The organism is Nakamurella sp. PAMC28650 (genome assembly GCF_014303395.1).
Taxonomy (GTDB): Bacteria; Actinomycetota; Actinomycetes; order Mycobacteriales; family Nakamurellaceae; genus Nakamurella.
In genome coordinates this window covers 1,097,546-1,116,561 of sequence record NZ_CP060298.1, presented here as the reverse complement: position 1 = coordinate 1,116,561, position 19,016 = coordinate 1,097,546, and the positions used below count along the sequence as shown (strand labels likewise).

Genomic DNA, 19,016 nt, shown 5'->3' with positions numbered 1-19,016 from the left:
ACTTTGAAACACCAGATCCAGTATCTGCGTGAAAGCGCAAGGCTAGGGCGTGTCCCGCGGATCTTGGAGGTCGGTTCCGACAGACTCTGATTTGTGCAGAATCGTCATGATTTGTCGGATGAGCAGTGGGCCCGGTTGGAGCCTTTGCTACCGGATCGGACCCCGATTCGGGGTGGTCGGTGGGTCGATCACCGCAGGGTCGTCGACGGGGTGCTGTGGCGGACCAGGTCCGGTTCGGCGTGGCGGGATCTCCCGCAGGGCCCCGGCAAAGTCGGGTTGACAATTCTTGAGCTGCGGCGATGGGTTGCGACACGCCGGGAGGGGCGGTTTGCGGGTGGGCGTGGCCCACGGTGATGATCATGAAGGTTCTTGAGGCCACTCACTCACAGCCAAGGACCACGCCCGATGTCATCATCACCCAGGTATACCGTCGTTGACCAATTCGACGAAGATGAGTTCCCCGACATCCCCACGGCGCCGGCGGCGTTGCTCCGAGCCCTGCGATCGGTTCCCGACCCCCGCAGCGCGCGCGGCCGCCGGCACGGCTTGTCCACCATTTTGGCGGTGGCCGCGTGCGCGGTGATCGCCGGTGCCCGCTCCTTCGTCGCCATCGCCGAATGGGCCGCCGACACCGCACCAGCAGTATTGGCCAAACTTGGCGTATCCAGTGAGAGACCCTGCGAGTCGACGATCCGGCGAACCCTGAACAGGATCAACGCCGACGGTTTGGATGTCATCGTCGGGACCTGGGCCGCTGTGGTCGCCACCGCGTCGAAAACATTTCAAGTGATCGCAGTCGACGGCAAATCGGTCCGGGGATCCGCCGTGGCCGGCGGCCGGTGCCGACATCTGCTCTCAGCGCTCACTCACACCGCAGGCCTGGTCCTGGGGCAGTTGGACGTCGATGTCAAAACCAACGAGATCCCCATGTTCGCCGAGCTTTTAGACAACATCGAGTTGCTCGGTGCGTTGGTCACCGCCGATGCGATGCACTGCCAGAAAATCCATGCCAAGTATCTCGTGGAGCAACGCGGAGCGCATTACCTGCTCACCGTGAAAGGTAACCAACCGACGCTGCGGCGGCGACTGGCCCAACTCCCATGGAACGACGTCGACGTCACCGACACCCAGAAGGACCGCGGACACGGACGGATCGAGAAACGAACCCTCAAAGTCGTCACCATCGCCGCGGGAATTCTGTTTCCGCACGCCGCCCAGGCGATTCAGGTGAGCAGAAAAGTCCGGTCGATCCGATCCAAGAAGTGGCATACCGAGACCGTCTACGCGGTCACCGACCTGCACCCGACCCAGGCGTCCGCCGCGCAGCTGGGCACCTGGCTCCGAGGACACTGGTCGATTGAAAACCGTTTGCACTGGGTCCGGGACGTCACCTTCGGTGAAGACCTGTCCCAGGCCCGCACCGGCAACGGACCCCAGGTCATGGCCACACTACGAAACCTGGCCATCGGACTTCTTCGACTGGACGGAGCCCGCAACATCGCAGAAGCCGTCCGACATCACGCCCGAGACCCCCACCGACCACTCAAACTCGTGCTGACCAGCTAAAACAGCCCGACATGAGCGATCTGCGACTTTGCCGGGGCCCTGGGATCTCCCGGAGTGTTACGGCAATTGGAAGACGGTGTACAACCGGCATCGTCGCTGGTCAGGGGACGGTACCTGGCAGCGGGTGCTGTCGATGCTGCGGGCGGACTGCGATCACGGCGATGTCGGTGAGTGGGCGTTGGGGGTGGATGCGACGGTGATCCGGGCGCATCACCACGCGGCAGGTGCCCGGCACGAACCGCCGAAGGACATCCCCGCCGCCGTCCTTGCCAGCGTCGTGTTGGAGGCTCCGATCAAGGCCCTCAAAGACACAGGGGGCACTATCGAACTACAAGAATTCTGCGGATCGGCCGCCGCCGGTCGTTGATCGGGAGGGTTTGGGGCGTAGCCGCGGCGGGGTGACGACGAAGATCCACATGGCGGCTGATTCGAAGTGTCGGCCGGTGGGGCGGGTCATCTCGGCTGGTCAGCGGCATGACGCGTTGGCGTTCACCGCGGTGCTGGCCGATATTCGGATCGTGCGCGGCCGTGATGGGCGGCCTAGGACCCGACCGGATCGGGTGTTGGCGGACAAGGCGTATTCCAGCGGCAGAATCCGTAAGTCGTTGCGGCGTAGGGGTATCAAGGCGACCATCCCGGAGCCGGTGAACCAGATCAACGGTCGCCTGTCCAAGGGTTCCCGTGGTGGTCGGCCACCCAAATTCGACAAGGAAATCTACAAGGACCGCAACACCGTGGAGCGGACGTTCAACCGGCTACGCGGCTACCGCGCGGTCGCCACCCGGTATGACAAACGGGAGTTCGTCTACCGAGGCACCGTCGACGTCGCCAGCATCGGAATCTGGCTCAGGCATCTAACGGAGAACGATCCACGGGACACGCCCTAGCCCGGCAGTGGCTGCTGGCCCAACGCGCCTTCGACACCACCGGCCAATGGGCCGATTTCGCTACGACCGCGGGGACCAAAATAGCCCGCGGCTTGCTCGCGCTGGACCAACTGGACCAGCTGGAATGCCGGCATCAACTGGAGCAACTACGTGAGGGCGGCAACAGCGTGGAGTGGTGGGCTCCCGCGGCGGCCCTCGCGGCCCAGTACGGGTTGCTCTACCTGGACCCCGCGGTCACCTTGTCCACCCTCAACCTGGCCGCCGCCCAACAGCTACCAGACCTGCAACATGCCCCCCTCGCCGCCGAGATTCTGACCCGAGCGCGCCTGGATCTGCTGCTGGCCGGTGGTCAACTCTCCACAGCCGAAGAACTCCTGGCCGGCCAGCCGGAACACAGCCATCCCGTCCAGAGGGCCAGGCTTCGCCTGGCGCAGCGCGAATGGTCCCAGGCCTCCACCCTGTCCCGTCAGGCACTGTGGCGGGACACGGTCGGCCGACGCGATCAGCTCGAGTTGCAGATCCTGGCCGCGGTCGCAGCCCGCCATCTCGGCGAGCCCGGCGAAGCTGCCGCCCTGACCGCTGAAGCGGTGCAGCGTTCCGCCAGCCAACATCAGCTGCGTGCGTGGGCCGGGATCCCACACGATGAACGTCTGGCGTTGATGGCCCTGACCGTGGAGCCACTTCCCCCGGAGGGGCTCGCGACCCTCCACCAGGTGCGTCAGCCCTACCCGACGGCGCCCGGACCCATCAGGCTTAGGGCCCGCCCGCGAATTATTTGGGTGTGTCCGGGCGTGTCGCGGGGTGCAGGCTGTAGTTCCAGTCGCCGTGGAAGTCATGGCGGTGTAGCTGGCTGCTTTCAAGTTCTTTGATCTGGCGGTCGCTGATCTTGATTCCCCTCTCGTAGATGCCCAGGTCCAGTTCGGCGTGGACGCTGAGCCCGGTGGTGGTGGTTGTGGCTTTGATGGTTTCGATGACGACTTCGTGGGAGGTCAGGGGTCGGGCCCGCCAGCTACGGCTGATCGCGCAGAAGAGGCGATGCTCGATCTTGTTCCATTTCGAGGTGCCCGGCGGAAGGTGGCACACGGTGATCGCCAGTCCGGTTTCGGTGGCCAGCGCGGCGAGTTCGGTTTTCCACAACCGTAGCCGGGAGCCGTTGGACCCGCCGGAATCAGCGGTGATCATCAACCTTGTTGCGCTTGGATAAGTGTTGGTGCCCACAGTGTTCCACCATCGGCGGATGGATTCCACGGCGAACTGCCCGGTGTCGGCGTCGGTGCCGACGTTGATCCATCCGGTGTTCGCGGCGATGTCGTACACCCCGTACGGGGCGACCTTGCCCAGGGTTTTGTCCATGAAGTCGTGGACGCTGGTCCGGGTGGGTTCACCCTGGGGTTCCCATTCCTTGCCGCCGATGCTGAAATTCCCGATCAGCTCCTTTTTCTTGGTGTCGACGCTGATGACCGGTTCACCGGCGGCGCTGAACGCGGTGGCCTGATCGTTGAGATAGTTGAACTGGGCGTCGCGGTCGGGGTGTTGGTTGCCCTCGAGGGTCTTGACGTTGGCTTGCAGGCTGTATCCGTTGGCCTTCAACAAGTTTCCCACTGTGGATGCCGACACCGGGTGGCCGTTGGTGGTCAGCGTGGCGGCTAGTTTCGACGTCGATTTCGTTGTCCACCGCAGCATCGACATCGGATCGCCGCGGGTCACCGGATCCACCAGGGCATCCAACGCTTCCCACAGGGTGGGGTCGGTCACCGCCGCGCTGGGCCGGCCGGCGCCGGGGCGCCGGACCCGGCCCGGGATCTGGTCGGGGTAGTCCAATTCGCGGACTCCTTGGGCCACGGTGTCCGGGTGCGCACCGATCGCCCCGGCGACCACTTTGATCCCGCCCCGGCCCAGCGCCTTGGCTTCCGAGCCGAGCAACAACCGCCAGGCCCGCTCATCCAGATGGGGTCTGATCAGCAACAACCGTGACGTGAGGACTTCCACATCGGTGGTGGGTAGGGGCATAGCACAATTCTAGCGAAAAGAACCAATCAAACCTACGTAATTACCCGGCACGTCCTTAGTCAGCACGAAGACCGGGGCGTTATAAGGCGGCTCAGATCCCCACCATCCGTCCCACGGCTCGTTCCACTGCCCGCGAATCGGCCCGAACATGTTGCGGCCCATAATGTATGCTCCCCGCGGTCGCATCAGCCACTCGACGGCTGTCTGATCCGCGGGAGCGTGTTCATCGCCCATGTGCCAACCGTGCAGCTCGAGGCCGCGCTTGCCCAATGGATCGTCCCGGCTCTGATCCGGTCCGGCGACGAAGCCGTCGAGCGAGATCGACATGTGGCAGGTGGTGTCCGACATCAGCATCTCCCGGTAGCAGTTGCGGGTTGCATCGCGACTCTTTATACCAACTGCCTCCGACACCCGGGGTCGGCGGCCGACGCGGGATGCCCGGTGGCTTTACGACTCCCGCAATCCACCCGGCGAATATCGTTCGCCACTTCACTGCGGTCAGGAGAATCCACAATCCTACGCCACCGTGAGGGGATATCCTCACCAGGTGAGAAAAACCGTTGGTATTGCGAGCCTTGGGGTCCCGACTGTTGACGTCTGGTCGACCCCGACCATGGTCTACGCAGGCGGGTTGCGCCAGCTACCGGTTGCCCTTGCCGGCCGACCGATGTTGTTGTTCGCCGACGAGCGCTTGGCCGCTCAGGTCGATTCCGTCCAAGGCTTTGCGCCGGCGCTTGCGGTGGTCGTCATCAGTTCCGGATCGGACGATGCCGTCGAGACGGTGACGGAGGCGCTCACCCGCCGCCCGGGCGCCATTCCGGTGGCGCTGGGCGGCGGCAGCGTCATGGACGTGGTCCGGCTCGCCGCACTGGCTCTGACAGATCCGAGTACCAACGGCTGGCGATCCCGCCACGACGGGCCGTTCTTTCTTCCCACCAGGGCGCTCAACCCCACCGTGTGCATTCCGTCGACCTTGGGCACCGGCTCGGAGGTCAGCCCGGTCGCCATGCGGCGCAGCGCATCCGGGACCGCGATGATCATCAGCCCCGGCCTGCGATCGGCAGCGGCGATCATCGACCCGGCCGTCACCGGCACGCTTCCGGTCGCGGCCCTGGGCGCCGGGCTGGTCGAGCCGTGGTCACGGGTCTGCATCCCGGCGATAGCGGGGGATCGGTTGCGCTTCCAGGACGGACTCGCCGCCGGTCTTGGCGAGACGATCCTGGCGCTGGGCGAGGAGATCGGCAGTAGCGAATGCGCTATCGGGCCTGACTGGCTCAGATCCGCGGCACTGGCCAGTATGCAGACGCACCTGGGCCTGCTTCCTGTCGGGCGCGCGCCGGCCGGCCATGTGCTGTGGCCGCTGGCCACCGAGGTGATGCGGGTGACCGGGCTGCCGAAAGCGGAAGCGCTCGCCGCCCTGATCCCGGCCTGGCTGAAATGCCTCGCCGCAAAATCCATCGGGCGGGAATGGGGATCCGTGCAGCGGGTGGTCCGGATCATCGGGCTGGACCCCGCGGAAGCCGCTGATCGTCTCGAGAGTTGGCTGCAGGCACTGTGTCTGACGACCCGGCTCCCCGAGGTCGACGTCGATGCCATCGCAACCCGGGTGGCGACGCCGTGGCAGCTCTCCGGCCTGTTCCTGCCGGGCGTTCCCCGGGCGGACATCGCGACGGTCCTGCACGCCGCCGGCTGACTCACGCGACACTCAGAGCGTCTGACGCACCACCATGTCCCGGAAGATCCCGGGAACGGCCGCAAGACCTTCGAAGGTCCCTTCCTGCACCACCCGGCCGCCGTCCAGCACGATGACGCGGTCCGCGTGACGGACGGTGCCCAGCCGATGAGCCACCACCACGCGGGTGACCTGCAGCCGGTCGAAGCTCTCCGACACCTGTGCCTGGGTCACCGAATCGAGCGCGCTGGTGGCCTCGTCCAGGATGACCAGCCGCGGGTTCCGGGCGATGGCGGCCGCCAGGACGAGCCGCTGCCGCTGGCCGCCGCTGAAGGTCACCGCGTTGTCGCCGAGCAATGTTCGCATCCCCATCGGCAGGGCGCGGATGTCCTCCTCCAGACCGACTTTCGCTGCTGCCGCCCAGGCATCCTGCTCCGTCAACGGCGAGTCACCGGTGATCGCCGTGAGGATGTCGCCGCCCGTCACCGAGGCGCTCTGCATGGCCACACCGATCTGCGCCCGCACCGCGCGGGTGTCCATTGTGGTCAAATCCTTGCCGTCGTAGGTCACCGATCCGGCCTCCGGACGGTCGAACCCCAGCAGCAATCGGATCACGGTGGACTTGCCCGACCCGGACGGCCCGACCAGCGCGATGAATTCCCCCGGCTCGGCGGCGATGCTGACGTCGTGCAACACCGGCGAATCCATGCCGGGATAGCGATAGGTCACCGACGACAGCTCGACGCGGCCACCGAGCAGGCCGGGATCGCCGGCCCCCGGGGCCACTTCGACGGGCTCGGCCAGGATCGGCTTCATCCGGTCGAAGATCGGCACGATGTTGAGCGCGAACCCGAGGTTGAGGTCAAGTTGGGCGGTGGCGCCCGCGATCTGGCCCAGAGCGGTGATGAAGGCAAGGAAGGACGCGGTGGTCATCACCCCCGGGTGTTGCATCACCGCGGCGAAGGTGATGACCGTCAGGAACGAAGGAAGCATGGCGTAGATCGCGGTGCGGATCGCCGACAGCCGCTCCGAGGACAGCAACGAGCGCGCCTGCTCCGAATACCGTGTCGCCCAGGCACCGAGTGCGCGGTTCTCCGCGGCTGCCGCCCGGATCTTGTCCGCGCTCTGGACGATCTGCAGCATCACGCCCGAGGCCTGGCCCTTGGCGTCGTACATCGCCCGCAACCGCCGGATCTGCGCCGCCGTGATGAAGGCGGTGATCGTCGCGGTGATGGCCGTGACGATCAGGACGATGACGGCCAGCATCACGTTGTAGGCGAACAACAGGCCAAGGCTGAACACCAGCGTGACCACGGCCAGCAGGGTCTGCGACGCGACCGACGCGACGATCTGTTGGATCGCATCCACGCCGTTCACCCGCATGGTCAGGTCGGCCACCGAGTAACGTGTGAAGAACTGCACCGGGAGGGCGATCAGCCGGTCCCACAGACCGGACTGCATCCGGTTCAGCATCCTGCCCTGGAGCCGCAGCAGGCCGGCCGAACGGGACAGCAGGAAGCCGGTGCCGGCGAATCCGACGAGCAGCAGGATCAGTGATCCCGCGAGCACCAGGCCACTGTTGCCGACCGGGACGATGGTACCGAGGATGCTGCCGGTGGCCACCGGGAGGGCGAGGGCCAGCAGGCCGGACACGATACTGAACAGCACAAGCCGCAACAGGTCTCGGCCGCTACCGCGCAGGCCGAACTGCAGGAGCCCGCGCACCGTCATCGACCCGGGCGGCATCGGCTGGTATAGGACGTAGGCGGTCGGTCGAAGGCGGGCGGCATGCTCGGCGGTGGCCCTGGTCTCCGAACCCGTGAGCGGATCGACGACCTGGTAGGCACCGGATTCCCTTGGCACCAGCACTACTGGTTCGCCAGATGGCTCGGTGAACGCCACCATCGGCTCCAGGCCGCTGCGCCACCATCCGCTGCTCAGGGTGACCGCCCGTGCCCGGATGCCGGAGGCCCGGGCCACGGCGCGGATCGGGTCCGCGCTGTGCCCGCGGGACCAGTCGGGCGGTCGGACGATCCGGATACCAGCTGCGCGGCCGAGCAACTGGCAGGCGGCGAACACCGCGTCCGCCGTCGGTGGCGCCTGCCAGCGAGCGGCGTCGTCGATCCGGCCGAACGTCGAGCGGACGCTGTCGCAGACGGCCTGATCCTGGTGGAGTCGATCGGCCTGCAGGGCGGTGAACTGCTTCGACCGCGCCACCGCGAGGGCCGCATAGGCTGTGAGCAGGGCCGACTGCATCCACTCGAGCCCGGCGAGCAGATCGTCCGGGTCCAGCTCCGCCGTCGTTCGAATGGCTGCTGTTCCCGGCGTCAGGACTTCCAGGCAGAAGCCGGCCCCCAACGGGGTCGCCGACGCGGTGTCCTGACGGATTCCGCCCCGGGCGAGCCGGGCCGTTTCGGTGACACACCACAGCAGTTCGGCCGGTGCGTTCACTACCTGACCGGCGACCAGTTCAGGGTCGACCCCGATCTGGTCCGAGGTGATCGCGGTCCGCGGCCCCTGGGCTGGCAGAGCAGCCCCGGTCGCGGTGAACCACTGGTGCAGGCCGGATCGCAGCTCAGCGCTGTTGACGAGGTCCGCCGACCAGGACTGGGCCAATGGCACCACCGACGCCGCGATCCCGACGGCGACCAGCCTCCAGGTATTGCCGTGATGCATGGCCGCCTCGGCGCCGACCAGCACCGTGCCGGCTACGGCGGATCCGACGTAGAACCTGCGTCCGGGACGGCCGACACCGTCGGTCGGCACCACGAAGAGGTCGACCTCGCCGGACGTCAGGAACAGCGCCGTCTCGACACCGTCCAGCACCACCGGGGTGCTCGCATCCAGGGTCCGGGACTCGACGGCCGTCATTCGGCCTCCACCAGCGCGGCGTAGCGGCCGCCCTGCGCGATCAGCTCGTCATGCGTCCCGCGCTGGGTGATCTGGCCCGCGTCGAGCACGATGATCTCGTCGCAGTCGCGGATGGTGCTCAGACGATGCGCGACGATCACGCAGGTGGCGCCCCGGCGCCGCAGATTGCGGTCGATGCGCTGCTCGGTCTCGGTGTCCAGCGCACTGGTGGCCTCGTCCAACACCAGGATGCTGGGGTCCAGCGTCAAGGCTCTGGCGATCTCCAGCCGCTGCCGCTGACCACCGCTGAAGTTCTGCCCACCCCCCTGGACGACAGCTTCATAACCGCCTACCCGGGCCGCGATGTCGTCGTGGATACAGGCGTCACGTGCGGCTCGGACCAGGTCGTCCTGGGAGATCGAGTCGTCCCAGAGCGTGAGGTTCTCCCGGACGGTGCCCTCGAACAGCATGATGCGCTGGTCGACGAACGACACGGAGGTGGTGAGCAGTGCCCGATCCCAGACCCGGCGGGTGCGTCCGTCGAACAGCACCTGGCCCTGCCAGGGTTCGTACAGCCCCAGAATCAACTTGACCAACGTCGACTTGCCCGATCCGGACGCGCCGACCAGCGCCACCCTGCTGCCCGGCGCTACCAAAAGATTGAATCCGGTGAGCAGCGGTGGGCCGGTCCGGGTATAGCCGAACTCGACGTCCCTGAGCTCCAGCGCGCCGTTGAGCCGCGCCGCAGTGACACCGCCGATGTCCGTCTGGGCACCCGGGGGGCACAGGAACTGCTCGTCGACGTGGCTGTTCAGTACATCGTTGATCTGCATCAACTGGCCCTGAGCGGTCTGCGCCTGTTGGGCGAGGCCGATGAGCTGGCCGATGGGCGAGAGGAAGGAGGCCATCAGAGCCTGGAAGCCCACCAGGATTCCCAGCGACAGATCCCCCGAGATGACGGCGACACCGCCGATGGCCAGCACCAGCACCGACGTAACGCCGGACAGCGTGGACGGAACGACGGACAGGCCGTTGCTGAGCTTGCCCATCTCCTGGCTGGCCAACAGGTACCTGGCCTGGAATCCGGCCCACCGCTCGAACGCCGAGTCCTCCACACCCGAGGTCTTGATCGCCTCGATGTGCGAGACCATCGACATGCCGAGTCCGGTCAGACGGGCACTTTCCCGTAGCTGCAGCTGATTCGCCGCGTCACGGCGCCGGGACACGTACCAGAGCGCGACCACGTTGAGCAGTGAGGCCAGGATGGCCAGCCCGGCAAGCAATGGACTGTAAAAGAACATGGCGACCGCGTAGACGACAAGACCCACGGTCGCGACGCCTGCGGTGACCATCGGGCCGGCCAGCAGATTGGTGACACTGTCGACCTGATCCAACCGGCTGACGATCACACCCGGGTAGCGCTGGGTGAAGTACTGGACCGGTAGGTGGAGCAGGTGATCGACCAGCCGGAACGACCCGGACACCGCCAGCCTGGTCTGCAGCCTTGCCAGGAACCACTGCTGGACCAGGGTCAGCGCCCCGATCAGCAGCGACACCATCAGGACCGCCGAGATCAGGTCCGCACCGTGGTTGCTGGTCGTGGATTCCAGAACGGTGTCGACGAAGACCGTGGTGAACATCGGGAGCATGACCCCGGGCACTACCAGGAACAGACCGGCGACTGCCGCCAGGATGAATCCCGGCCGGCCCGGCAGCATCCGCGCCCAGAGCTCCGCGAGCCAGGATTTCCGACTTCCGCCTACGATAAAATCCGGACCAGGCGCGGCATGCAGGGCCACACCGCTGTAAAGACGCTCGGCTTCGTCCAGCGGGATCGCCCGGCGCCCTTCCGCGGGATCGTTGATGTACAGACGGTCCTTGCCGAAGCCCTCCAGTACCACCCAGTGCGAGTGACGCCAGAAGAGAATCTGCGGCAGCAGGTCACCTTCGGCAAGTTTGTCGAACGGCCGCCGGAACCCTCTGGCCTGCATGCCGTATCCGCGGGCTGCCTTCAACATGATGCTGGCGTTGGAACCATCGCGGGACACCCCGCAGGTCTCGCGAAGTTCCTCCAGCGGCACCATTTTCCGGAAATGGGCGAGCACCATGCCCAGCGATGCTGCGCCGCACTCCGTCTCCTCCATCTGCAGCATGGTGGGCACCTTGATCCGGTGCTGCGGGAACGAGACGGGCTCCTGCTGCGCCCCGACCGGAACGGGGACCCGAGGTGGCGCGCTCATCCGGAGAACACCACCTGGATCGGACGCTGCTCGCTGACGTCGATCTCGACTGCGATCGGCACGCCCTGGGTGATCGGGAAGGGCGGGCCCTGCCCGATGCTCCAGCGGTACTGCGACACCGTTGACGGTTCGCTGTCCAGCGTGACGATGGCCAGGAATCCCGGTTCCGAGCCCAGGAGGGAGGCGACGACCTCCTGCTGAAGCCCGAGTTTCTCCGAAACCTCGGCGGTCGTGTACGGATCGGAGCTGATCTCGGTGACTGTACCGAGCAGGTAGCCGTACTGCCCCGAGGGGGCGCTGGACACCGACATCCGAACGGGTAACCCGACGGCGGCGGTCCCTGTCATGCCGGCCGGCACCAGCGCCACCACGGTGTCCAGCTGAGACAGGTCGGTGACCCGGAGTGCAATCTTGCCGGCGATCATGATCGAACCTGCGGACACCAGAATCGAAGTCACCATACCGCTCTGGGGTGATGTCAGAAATCCTCCGCCCTCCAACGAAACGACATCCTGCCCCGTGGTCACAGACTCGCCCAGGGTCACCAACACCCGGTCGACGGTGGCGTCCTTCGTCGTCTGCACCCGTAGTGCACCGGCCTCGAGGTAGAGGCCCGACACGGAGACGGACGAGGTGACGGTGCCGGTAATGGCCCAGATAATGATGCTGACCACCAGCAGAGAGCAGGCGCCGAGGGCGCACACGGCCCACTTCGGTGCCAGGCGAACCACCCGGTCGATTGAATCAGCGCTCTGGCTGATCGGGTGACCGAGGCCGGTGTCCGGCGGGGTGGTCACGGGGGTTCTGTCGGATTGATCTATTGTCATGTCAGAGCCCTCACGATCGGAATGTCGGGGCCGGCCGGCGTGAGAAGGACGGCGAGTGCTGCGATCCCGTGGATCGGGGACAGCAGGACTGAATCGGGGGCCGACAGCGGCGCGGCCCACCGTCCGGTCCTGGCACGCCGGCTCATGAGACGGCCGACGGCGCTGTGTCCGGCATCGGACCTCCCCGCTCCCGGCAATCGGGATCGGGCACGCTCCAGGTGGGCGTCGTCGAGCAGCGTCCACAGCCCGTCGGTCGACGGCGTGTGCACGTCAGCTCCGGAGGCCGGATACTGTGTTGCCCATGCGATCCGGTCACCGGCGCCATCCGGTGCCGGCAGCGCCGGCAGATCGGCGGGACCGCCGCGGGTGCGGGCCAGCCGCCGCGCCGCCAGAGCTGCGCCGAAGGCTCGGGACGGCAACGAGCGCGACCAGCGGTCCGGCGGATCGACGCCGGTGATGTCGTCACGCAGATCAGCCAGTTCGGTGAGCGCATCGGCCACAGCGTCATCCGAAGGCAGCTGCAGCAGGGCGAAGATAGCGCCCGCGCGCCCGCCGATCACCATCGACGGCCGTTTCCGGCGGGCAGCTCGCAGACTCGGCACGACCAGCATCCGGGCGGCGTCCAGCAGCGTCGGATCGTCGAGAAGTGCGGCGGCTACTGCGGTCGCGTAGAGGACACCCGCCGGTCCGTTGAACCCGTCCGCCGGGCCCAGGTCGCCGTTCCCGATCCGCCGGACGCAGCCCAGTAGAGCGGCGCGGGCCGCCGCGGCACAGTCAGACCTCGAGAGAGGTTGCCCACCAATGGCGTTCGTCGATGGCGACATGCCGGCCGACACCGTCGCCAGTGCCAGCGCGATGCCGGCTTGACCGGTCAGGCCCGGGCCCATCCGGCCGTAGTTCCAGCGGTTCCGGTTGGGGTCGTGTTCCAGGCCAATCCAGGCCAGCGTGCCGTCGCCGATCTCGATCGCCCGGTCCAGCAGCAGTCTGACCGGCTCGTGTCGGTCAACGGCGGGGTGTTCGGTTCCGGAATGCTCATCACCTGCCACTGCGCGTTCGTCAGGGTCCATCACAAAAAGGTTTGCGCGCAGGTCGTCGACGTGGCTGCTGCGGTCGGTCACCGCCCGCAACCGGCGGCGGGTCCGGGAGTCCGGCGCTTCGGTCATGGCATCGGTCAACGCCACCCCACGATCACTGATGAGATCCGTTCGGCTGAAAGGGATGGTGAACAAGGGGATATCGAGCTCCCGCAGGGCCTGGACCTCGCAGCCGATCAGTCCGGCCGGCGCTGTTCCGGTGGCGCGATACAGCTGCTCCAGCACGAATTCCCGGTCCACGCCATCCATCAACACCGCAGGAACGGTGCTCTGCAACAACAGTCGAGCATAGGTCGACGTCGGCCGTGCCACCAGGCGGACGGCCGGTTCGGGTTCCAGATCGGGCAGGTAGTCGCTGTCGACCAGCAGTTCCAGCCGCTGCTGGACGTCCGCGAACCCGTCGATGAGTTGCTGTTCGTAGCCGCGCAACCCAACGGGATGACCATCGCGGGACGGTAGGGCCCGGCCGTTCAGCGTCAGTGCGCGGGCGCTCTGCAGTTCCGGACCGTCGGCCCCCTGGACGAGGGTCCGGACGACGTAGGGCGTGAGGCCCTGGCTGGGACCGGCCAGTGCGCCGATGTCGACGGTGCTGCGGCCCGGTCCTCCGGCGATGACGCTGGTGACCATGCTGGTCGGCCCCGGGCTGTCCGACAATCGTTCGGTGACGACGTCATCGGGTGGCGCGATGCGCATCGGCCCGGGTGCGACCACCGTCTCCAGATCCACCAGCATCGGGAGATGCGCGGTGGGGATGAAGTTCTCGTGGTGAAGGTCGGTGGATCCCAGGGCCTGCAGCACCCGCAGCAGGGCGCCGGCTCGGCGGAAATACGCGCTGATCCCACTGTCGAGCCCGCCGTCAGTACGGTCTGTAGCGTCAGCGCTGTCGCCGGTCGGAGCCTCGCGCACCCACATGTATCCGTCGCGCTCCACGACCTCCGGCAGGCTGAGAGAAGGGCTGAGGCCGAGCGGATCGCCGGCCCCGTCGACCGTGGCCAGCACGGCTCCCAGCGCCCGGTGGAGGCCGTCCGTGCGTGGTTTGAGGAAGATCGACGTGCCGTCCGACAGCCGGAGGCGGGCCACCCCGCGGCCACCGCAGTGCTGATCGCCGGCGGACATCTCGAACGTGCTGACCTCGGTCCCCGGACAGATGGTCGGAAGGTCGGCGGCGATCCGGTGGCACATCTCCGCGGTGCTCTCTCGCCACTGCCGCCACACCGTTGCCAGCAGTCGGCCCAGGACGGGGTAGGTCGTCCAGAGGTCGACCCAGTCCGTTCTGGGGTCTCGGGCGAACAAAAGGTCCTCTGCCGGTCGCCTGGCCGCTGCCTCCATCAGTACCGGTCCGCTGACGACCAGTTGCCGTCGCGCCAGGTCCAGCACCAGGTCCCGGCGGGCGGTGGACGAGATCGGCGCCGGGGCAGCCCATTCTTCGACATCCTCTGCTGCTAGGCACATCCAGTCACAGAACCCCGGATAGAAACGCCAGGGCTGTTCGCCGTCAACCCATTCTGGCAGTGTCACACCGGCGATCTCACGCAACCGCGGTACCGGGTGCGGCACCAGCAATCGATCAATTGTCTCCGCCTGGCCAATTGTCTCCGCCTGGCCAATTGTCTCCGCCTGGCCGATCGTGCCGACCAGCGTCAGCGCATCCTGCGCCCAGTCCGGCAACGGTTCGCCGGCCACCGGCTCGACATCACCGAGGCCGGAACGCCACTGCCCGATCGACAATCCGTGCTCGGCCAGTATTTCCGCGACCCGTTCGGGCCGATCTCCGGCGATCCGTTCGGTCCAACGCGCCAGTCGCAGCTCCGCCACCATCGGACCTCCCACCGGACGGAGCCAACCACCGGCGATCCGCTCGGTCGGACTCGATGCCCGCGCCAGAACGGACAGCACCGACAGTGCCGGTGGCGCAGCCGGTCCCGGCACGGCGACGATCGTGAGGGTCGACGTCATGCGAGGTTCGGACCCTCGGCGCTGCCGGCGGTCAACGCCGCGAGGACGTCAGCGCCCGCCTTGCGGGCCAGCTTCGAGCGCACCAGCTCGAACCGTACGTCGTAGACGTCCTTGAAGCCGTTCTCGAAGGCCCAGACGTCCAGGCCAACCGTCGGTCGCCACCCGGTCTCGCGGGCCTGGGCACGGATCAGCTCGAGCAGATCCTCGTCGTCGGCGCGGAGCGTGAAGTCCGGGTGCGCTGCATCCAGCAGAGACTGCTGACTGCCGGCGGCATCAGCAACGGCCGGGTAGGTGCCAAGGACGCGCATCTCGTCCAGTACCTCCTGCGTGGTCCTCTCGAGATACTTCCGGCTGACGTACCAGGCGCGCAGCGCCCGGCGGGTGGCCAGCTGCCGGATCAGCCGCCGGAAATCATCCTCGTTCAGATCGTTCTCCCGGCGCCACGTCGTGAGCTCCTCGGCCGTCCGAAGCCGGCGGTCGGTCTGGAACCGTTGGAGCTCGAGCGCGAGGGCGTCATCGCCGGGCTCCACCTTGAGCATCTCGCCGAGCACGTCGACCAGGCCGGCGTGCAGTGCGCGTTCGTTCATGTCATCGAAATTCGGAAGGTGCAGGGCCGCATAGGCTCCGATGTCCGCCAGTGGCAGGCTCGTACCGCTGCGGCGAACCCGCCGGTCCCGCTCGTACATGGCCTGGAACGGGTGAGAGCGGGTTACCGTCACCGGCGGTGGCTGCTCGACGCCGTGCTCGGCCACATGCCCGAGCATCGCGATGGCGTCGACGCGCTTCTGGTCGACGGCGCGTGTCCGGACGAAACTCCCGAGTGCGGCAAGGGTATCGGCCGGCAGGTCCGTCCCGGCGGCGTCGTACAGTAGGGCCGCGTAGCTGCGCTCGGGGTAGAAGCGGTTCTTGGCCAGTCCGATCAACATCTCGTGCTGGCCGGCGTTGATCACTGCCTGCTCCCGGGCCAGTCGCAGCGTCGCGCGGATGTTGACCATCGCATCACTGAGCGAGCGGAAGCCGTCGTCCGAACTGGCGTGCATGACGGTGACTTCGTCGTCGTCGGTGAGCTCACCCGACAGGTAGGCGTCGAAGATCTCGCCGAAGCCGCGGGCGCCGAAAACGGCTGTCTCCGCGACCCGGAGGGCCCCCATGCTGCTCGAGCCGTAGACGGCGACGCCGCGTTCCAGCGCGTACAGGATTTCCTTGTGCCAGACGGATAGCTGCTGCGTGAAAAGCCCGTCGACCAGGAGGATTCCGGTGGGCGAAAGGTCGTCGACAACGCTGATGATGTCGGACTGGGCCGCGGGCGGAAGAAAGATCGCGGCCGGCAGGATCTGGCCTGCGTCGGTCCAGGACATGGTGGGGCCGAGGTAGACGACGATCGTCATGAGAGGGTGGCTTCCTGCTTGGCGGCGGCGCGTGCCCATTCGAGGGCGCGCGTTCCGGGGGTGAAGTCCTCGAGCATGTAGCCCTCGAGTCCTGGGACGACGGCGCGGAAGACATCGACGCCGATGTCCGGATGGGTGAGGTCGACGGCCAGCACACGGGCGATTCCGATCGCCTGCAAGCGCGCCAGGAGGGTGCGACCGTCGGCCTCGAAGGTGTCGCCGGAGTCGTCGTCGTAGTGGGTGAGGTCGACGGTTTCCGGTTTCGCCAACAAGGTTTCGTTCGCTTCGTCGAAGGTGGCCCGGAAGCGGCGATGATGTCCGAAGGAGTCGTCGCGGGAGCCGGCGATGAAGACCAGACGCCCCTGCGCCGCCTCGCAGATCGCCCGGATCACGGCGACCTGAGGGTCGAGATGGGTGCCATAGCCGTTGTAGAGGCCGATACCCGGGTTCTGCACGTCGCAGAGGTATGCCGTGAAGGTCGGAACCCTGGTGTCGACGGTGCAGTCCAGCACCACGACCTCGACGCCGTTCGCCCGGATGTGGTCGACCAGGTAGGCGATGTCGGGGCTGGCGGCCGTGGCCAGATCAACCCGGCGCATCGGGGCGCCGGACTGCCAGGCGAGCTTCGTCAGGGTCGTCGCGTCCCGCTCGATGACCTCGTACAACCCGCCGATCAGGGCTTCCGACTTGGTGTTGCCGGAGTTGAGTCCGTTGGAGCTGAAGGCGAAGGGCAGCAACGAGGATCGGCGGTGCCGAAACCGCTCGAGCGCCACCATGACGGCCGGTACAGCGACGGCGGGGCCAGCCAGCAGATCCTCCGCCATCACCCACTCTTCCGGCAGTTCCGGCGAGAACAACGAGTTGCGCGACAGGGGAAGCTGCTCCATCGGAATCCGGACGCTCTCCTCGAGCTCGGCATAGGGCCGGGTGAACCGGGGCAACGGAGTGTTCTCACCGGAATACCGTTCGAAACATTCCATCGCGGCCGATGCCATCGCGGCGCTGAGCGAAAAGCCCTTGCCGGCGTCGACGGTCAGGTATCCGGCTTGCGGGCGCACCGACAGCACCACCGGGATGCCGAGGCCGTCCAGCCCGGTGACGTTGGCCAGTCGTGTCAATCCGACTGCTCCGAAACGCCCGCGGACCCGTTCCAGGGTCTGTTCCGGGCTGATGGCCCGTTGGGCATCAGCCCGCAGACCCTTCGGTGTGGCGTCGCGGGTCAACACCGATGTCATGACACCACCGCTGTCTGATGGGCGTGCGCCAGCGCGCGTGGCCCCGGTCGGTAGTAGTCGAAAATGTAGCCTTCCAATCCGGGCACGATGACCCGCACCACCGGAATCTGCAGGTCGGGGTGAGTCAGGTCGACGACGATGGCCGACTCCAAGCCGGCGGCCCGCAATCGGTCCAGAACAACGGTGATGTCGTCGCCGAAGGACGAAGTGGCCGCCGAGAGCTGCTCGGCAGCCGAGACTGTGGCCGGAATGCTGTCGAAGATCTCGCGCCGGCCGTCGCTCATGAATCGGTTGATCCGCTGATCGCGGGTGAAATAGTCGTCCCGGGATCCGGCGATGAGCAGCAACCGGGCCTGGGCGGACTCGGTGAGCGCCCGGATCATCGCGATCGACGGATCGAGGTGGGCCCCGTAGCCGCGGTAGAGCCCCATGGCGGGATCGATGCGGTCGGCCACCACCGACATGTAGGTGGGGACCCGGGTGTCGACCGTGCAGTCGTACAGGTACACGGAGACGTCGGCAGCCTCGAATTGGTCGATCAGCGAGCGGACCAGGGGATCGATCACGGTGTCCAGGTCGACCCGCCGGTCCAGACCGCTGCCGACCATGCGGGAACAGGCGACGGCGTCCCGTTCGACGACCTCGTAGAGAGCCGCAGCCACTGCTTCGAGCAGGTGGTTGCCGCCGGCCAGCCCGTTGGAACCGGGGACGAACGGCATCCATCGACGAGTCGGGAAATGCTTGGTGTTGCCCATGCTCACGATCGCATAGGGAACAGCCACGGACTTCTGCGTCATCAGATCCCAGCCCGTCACCCAGGGTTCGGCGCGATGCGGGTCGAAGAGTGAGTTGCCGGTCAGCGGAAGTTGGTGGGACGGCGAAGTGAGACCGAGATCATCCAGAGCGGCATGGGTGTCGACGACGACGTCGAGCAGAAGGTTTTCTGCGTGCCAGATCTCGACGGCTTCCATACCGGCCGATACCATCGCCGCCAGCGTGGTGAAACCCTTGCCTCCGGAAACGGTGAGCGTCGGCGAATTAGGTCGATACCCGACAACGGTGGGAATGCCGATCCGGTCAAGGCCGGTGACATCGGCCAGCCGGGTAAGCCCAACGGTCGGCGCAACTGCCCGGATGCGCTCGAGGGTCTGCTCGGGGGGCGCCGTGCGCTGGGTTCCTCGGTAGAAACCCTTCTCGGCCGTATAGGAAACACCGTTGATCATCACGGCGGTGTTCATCGACTTGGTCCTCCTCGGTGCTCGCCTGGAAATTCGTTCATGTCGGGGTAGAT

Annotated in this window: 13 protein-coding genes and 2 pseudogenes; 5 read left to right on the top strand and 10 right to left on the bottom strand. The window is 66.7% G+C overall.

Translation table 11 applies throughout. The features are described from left to right. Positions 1-93: 93 nt before the first annotated feature. The 4 genes from H7F38_RS05090 to H7F38_RS05075 are packed head-to-tail and all read left to right on the top strand — an operon-like array spanning position 94 to position 2,453. Entirely contained in the window at positions 94-354 is a 261-nt protein-coding gene (locus H7F38_RS05090) for a transposase (protein WP_255498248.1), read from the top strand. A 51-nt stretch (positions 355-405) separates the two neighbouring features. After that, positions 406-1,566 (top strand): ISAs1 family transposase, encoded by a 1,161-nt coding sequence (locus H7F38_RS05085; RefSeq protein WP_222618137.1) that lies wholly within the window; start codon positions 406-408, stop codon positions 1,564-1,566. A 28-nt stretch (positions 1,567-1,594) separates the two neighbouring features. Then, the gene (locus H7F38_RS05080; RefSeq protein WP_187093124.1) at positions 1,595-1,933 is read left to right on the top strand and encodes a transposase; all 339 of its coding nucleotides are present in this window, start codon (positions 1,595-1,597) and stop codon (positions 1,931-1,933) included. 31 nt (positions 1,934-1,964) lie between these two features. Continuing rightward, positions 1,965-2,453: an IS5 family transposase gene (locus H7F38_RS05075; protein WP_370531259.1), complete on the top strand. Its 489-nt coding sequence runs from the start codon at positions 1,965-1,967 to the stop codon at positions 2,451-2,453. A gap of 272 nt (positions 2,454-2,725) precedes the next feature. Here the strand turns inward: H7F38_RS05075 and H7F38_RS05070 are convergent, their stop codons facing one another. The 3 genes and pseudogenes from H7F38_RS05070 to H7F38_RS05060 all read right to left on the bottom strand — a co-directional run. Continuing rightward, entirely contained in the window at positions 2,726-3,064 is a 339-nt protein-coding gene (locus H7F38_RS05070; protein ID WP_187093123.1) for a hypothetical protein, read from the bottom strand. A 187-nt stretch (positions 3,065-3,251) separates the two neighbouring features. Further along, a pseudogene (locus H7F38_RS05065) lies at positions 3,252-4,463 on the bottom strand (ISAzo13 family transposase); the annotation flags it as partial. A gap of 57 nt (positions 4,464-4,520) precedes the next feature. After that, a pseudogene (locus H7F38_RS05060) lies at positions 4,521-4,811 on the bottom strand (dihydrofolate reductase family protein); the annotation flags it as partial. Positions 4,812-5,010: 199 nt separating this feature from the next. Between H7F38_RS05060 and H7F38_RS05055 the strand changes: the two are divergent. Continuing rightward, positions 5,011-6,156, top strand: a complete 1,146-nt coding sequence (locus H7F38_RS05055) for an iron-containing alcohol dehydrogenase (protein ID WP_187093121.1) — start codon at positions 5,011-5,013, stop codon at positions 6,154-6,156. Positions 6,157-6,168: 12 nt separating this feature from the next. Here H7F38_RS05055 and H7F38_RS05050 read toward each other — a convergent pair whose 3' ends face one another. From H7F38_RS05050 to H7F38_RS05020, 7 genes are read right to left on the bottom strand one after another with little or no spacing between them, the layout of a single operon-like run. Further along, entirely contained in the window at positions 6,169-9,006 is a 2,838-nt protein-coding gene (locus tag H7F38_RS05050) for an NHLP bacteriocin export ABC transporter permease/ATPase subunit (RefSeq protein ID WP_187093120.1), read from the bottom strand. After that, positions 9,003-11,225: an NHLP family bacteriocin export ABC transporter peptidase/permease/ATPase subunit gene (locus H7F38_RS05045; RefSeq protein WP_187093119.1), complete on the bottom strand. Its 2,223-nt coding sequence runs from the start codon at positions 11,223-11,225 to the stop codon at positions 9,003-9,005. The genes H7F38_RS05050 and H7F38_RS05045 overlap by 4 nt, the downstream gene beginning before the upstream one ends. Further along, on the bottom strand, positions 11,222-12,022 hold the full coding sequence (locus H7F38_RS05040) for an HlyD family efflux transporter periplasmic adaptor subunit (protein WP_187093118.1): 801 nt from the start codon (positions 12,020-12,022) through the stop codon (positions 11,222-11,224). The genes H7F38_RS05045 and H7F38_RS05040 overlap by 4 nt, the downstream gene beginning before the upstream one ends. 26 nt (positions 12,023-12,048) lie before the next feature. Then, complete coding sequence (locus tag H7F38_RS05035) at positions 12,049-15,102, bottom strand: DUF4135 domain-containing protein (protein ID WP_187093117.1); 3,054 nt, start codon at positions 15,100-15,102, stop codon at positions 12,049-12,051. Next, complete coding sequence (locus H7F38_RS05030) at positions 15,099-16,490, bottom strand: TfuA-like protein (RefSeq protein ID WP_187093116.1); 1,392 nt, start codon at positions 16,488-16,490, stop codon at positions 15,099-15,101. Before H7F38_RS05030 ends, H7F38_RS05035 begins: the two co-directional genes overlap by 4 nt. Continuing rightward, complete coding sequence (locus tag H7F38_RS05025; RefSeq protein WP_187093115.1) at positions 16,487-17,725, bottom strand: YcaO-like family protein; 1,239 nt, start codon at positions 17,723-17,725, stop codon at positions 16,487-16,489. The genes H7F38_RS05030 and H7F38_RS05025 overlap by 4 nt, the downstream gene beginning before the upstream one ends. Further along, entirely contained in the window at positions 17,722-18,963 is a 1,242-nt protein-coding gene (locus tag H7F38_RS05020) for a YcaO-like family protein (RefSeq protein WP_187093114.1), read from the bottom strand. Before H7F38_RS05020 ends, H7F38_RS05025 begins: the two co-directional genes overlap by 4 nt. Positions 18,964-19,016 lie beyond the last annotated feature (53 nt).

What these genes read in the sequence shown, in the direction of transcription:
- H7F38_RS05035 (WP_187093117.1), bottom strand. Translation starts at nt 15,102, where the DNA reads ATGACGTCGACCCTCACGATCGTCGCCGTGCCGGGACCGGCTGCGCCA.
- H7F38_RS05070 (WP_187093123.1), bottom strand. Translation starts at nt 3,064, where the DNA reads ATGTTGGCTGGCGGAACGCTGCACCGCTTCAGCGGTCAGGGCGGCAGC.
- H7F38_RS05030 (WP_187093116.1), bottom strand. Translation starts at nt 16,490, where the DNA reads ATGACGATCGTCGTCTACCTCGGCCCCACCATGTCCTGGACCGACGCA.
- H7F38_RS05045 (WP_187093119.1), bottom strand. Translation starts at nt 11,225, where the DNA reads ATGAGCGCGCCACCTCGGGTCCCCGTTCCGGTCGGGGCGCAGCAGGAG.
- H7F38_RS05020 (WP_187093114.1), bottom strand. Translation starts at nt 18,963, where the DNA reads ATGAACACCGCCGTGATGATCAACGGTGTTTCCTATACGGCCGAGAAG.
- H7F38_RS05050 (WP_187093120.1), bottom strand. Translation starts at nt 9,006, where the DNA reads ATGACGGCCGTCGAGTCCCGGACCCTGGATGCGAGCACCCCGGTGGTG.
- H7F38_RS05025 (WP_187093115.1), bottom strand. Translation starts at nt 17,725, where the DNA reads ATGACATCGGTGTTGACCCGCGACGCCACACCGAAGGGTCTGCGGGCT.
- H7F38_RS05085 (WP_222618137.1), top strand. Translation starts at nt 406, where the DNA reads ATGTCATCATCACCCAGGTATACCGTCGTTGACCAATTCGACGAAGAT.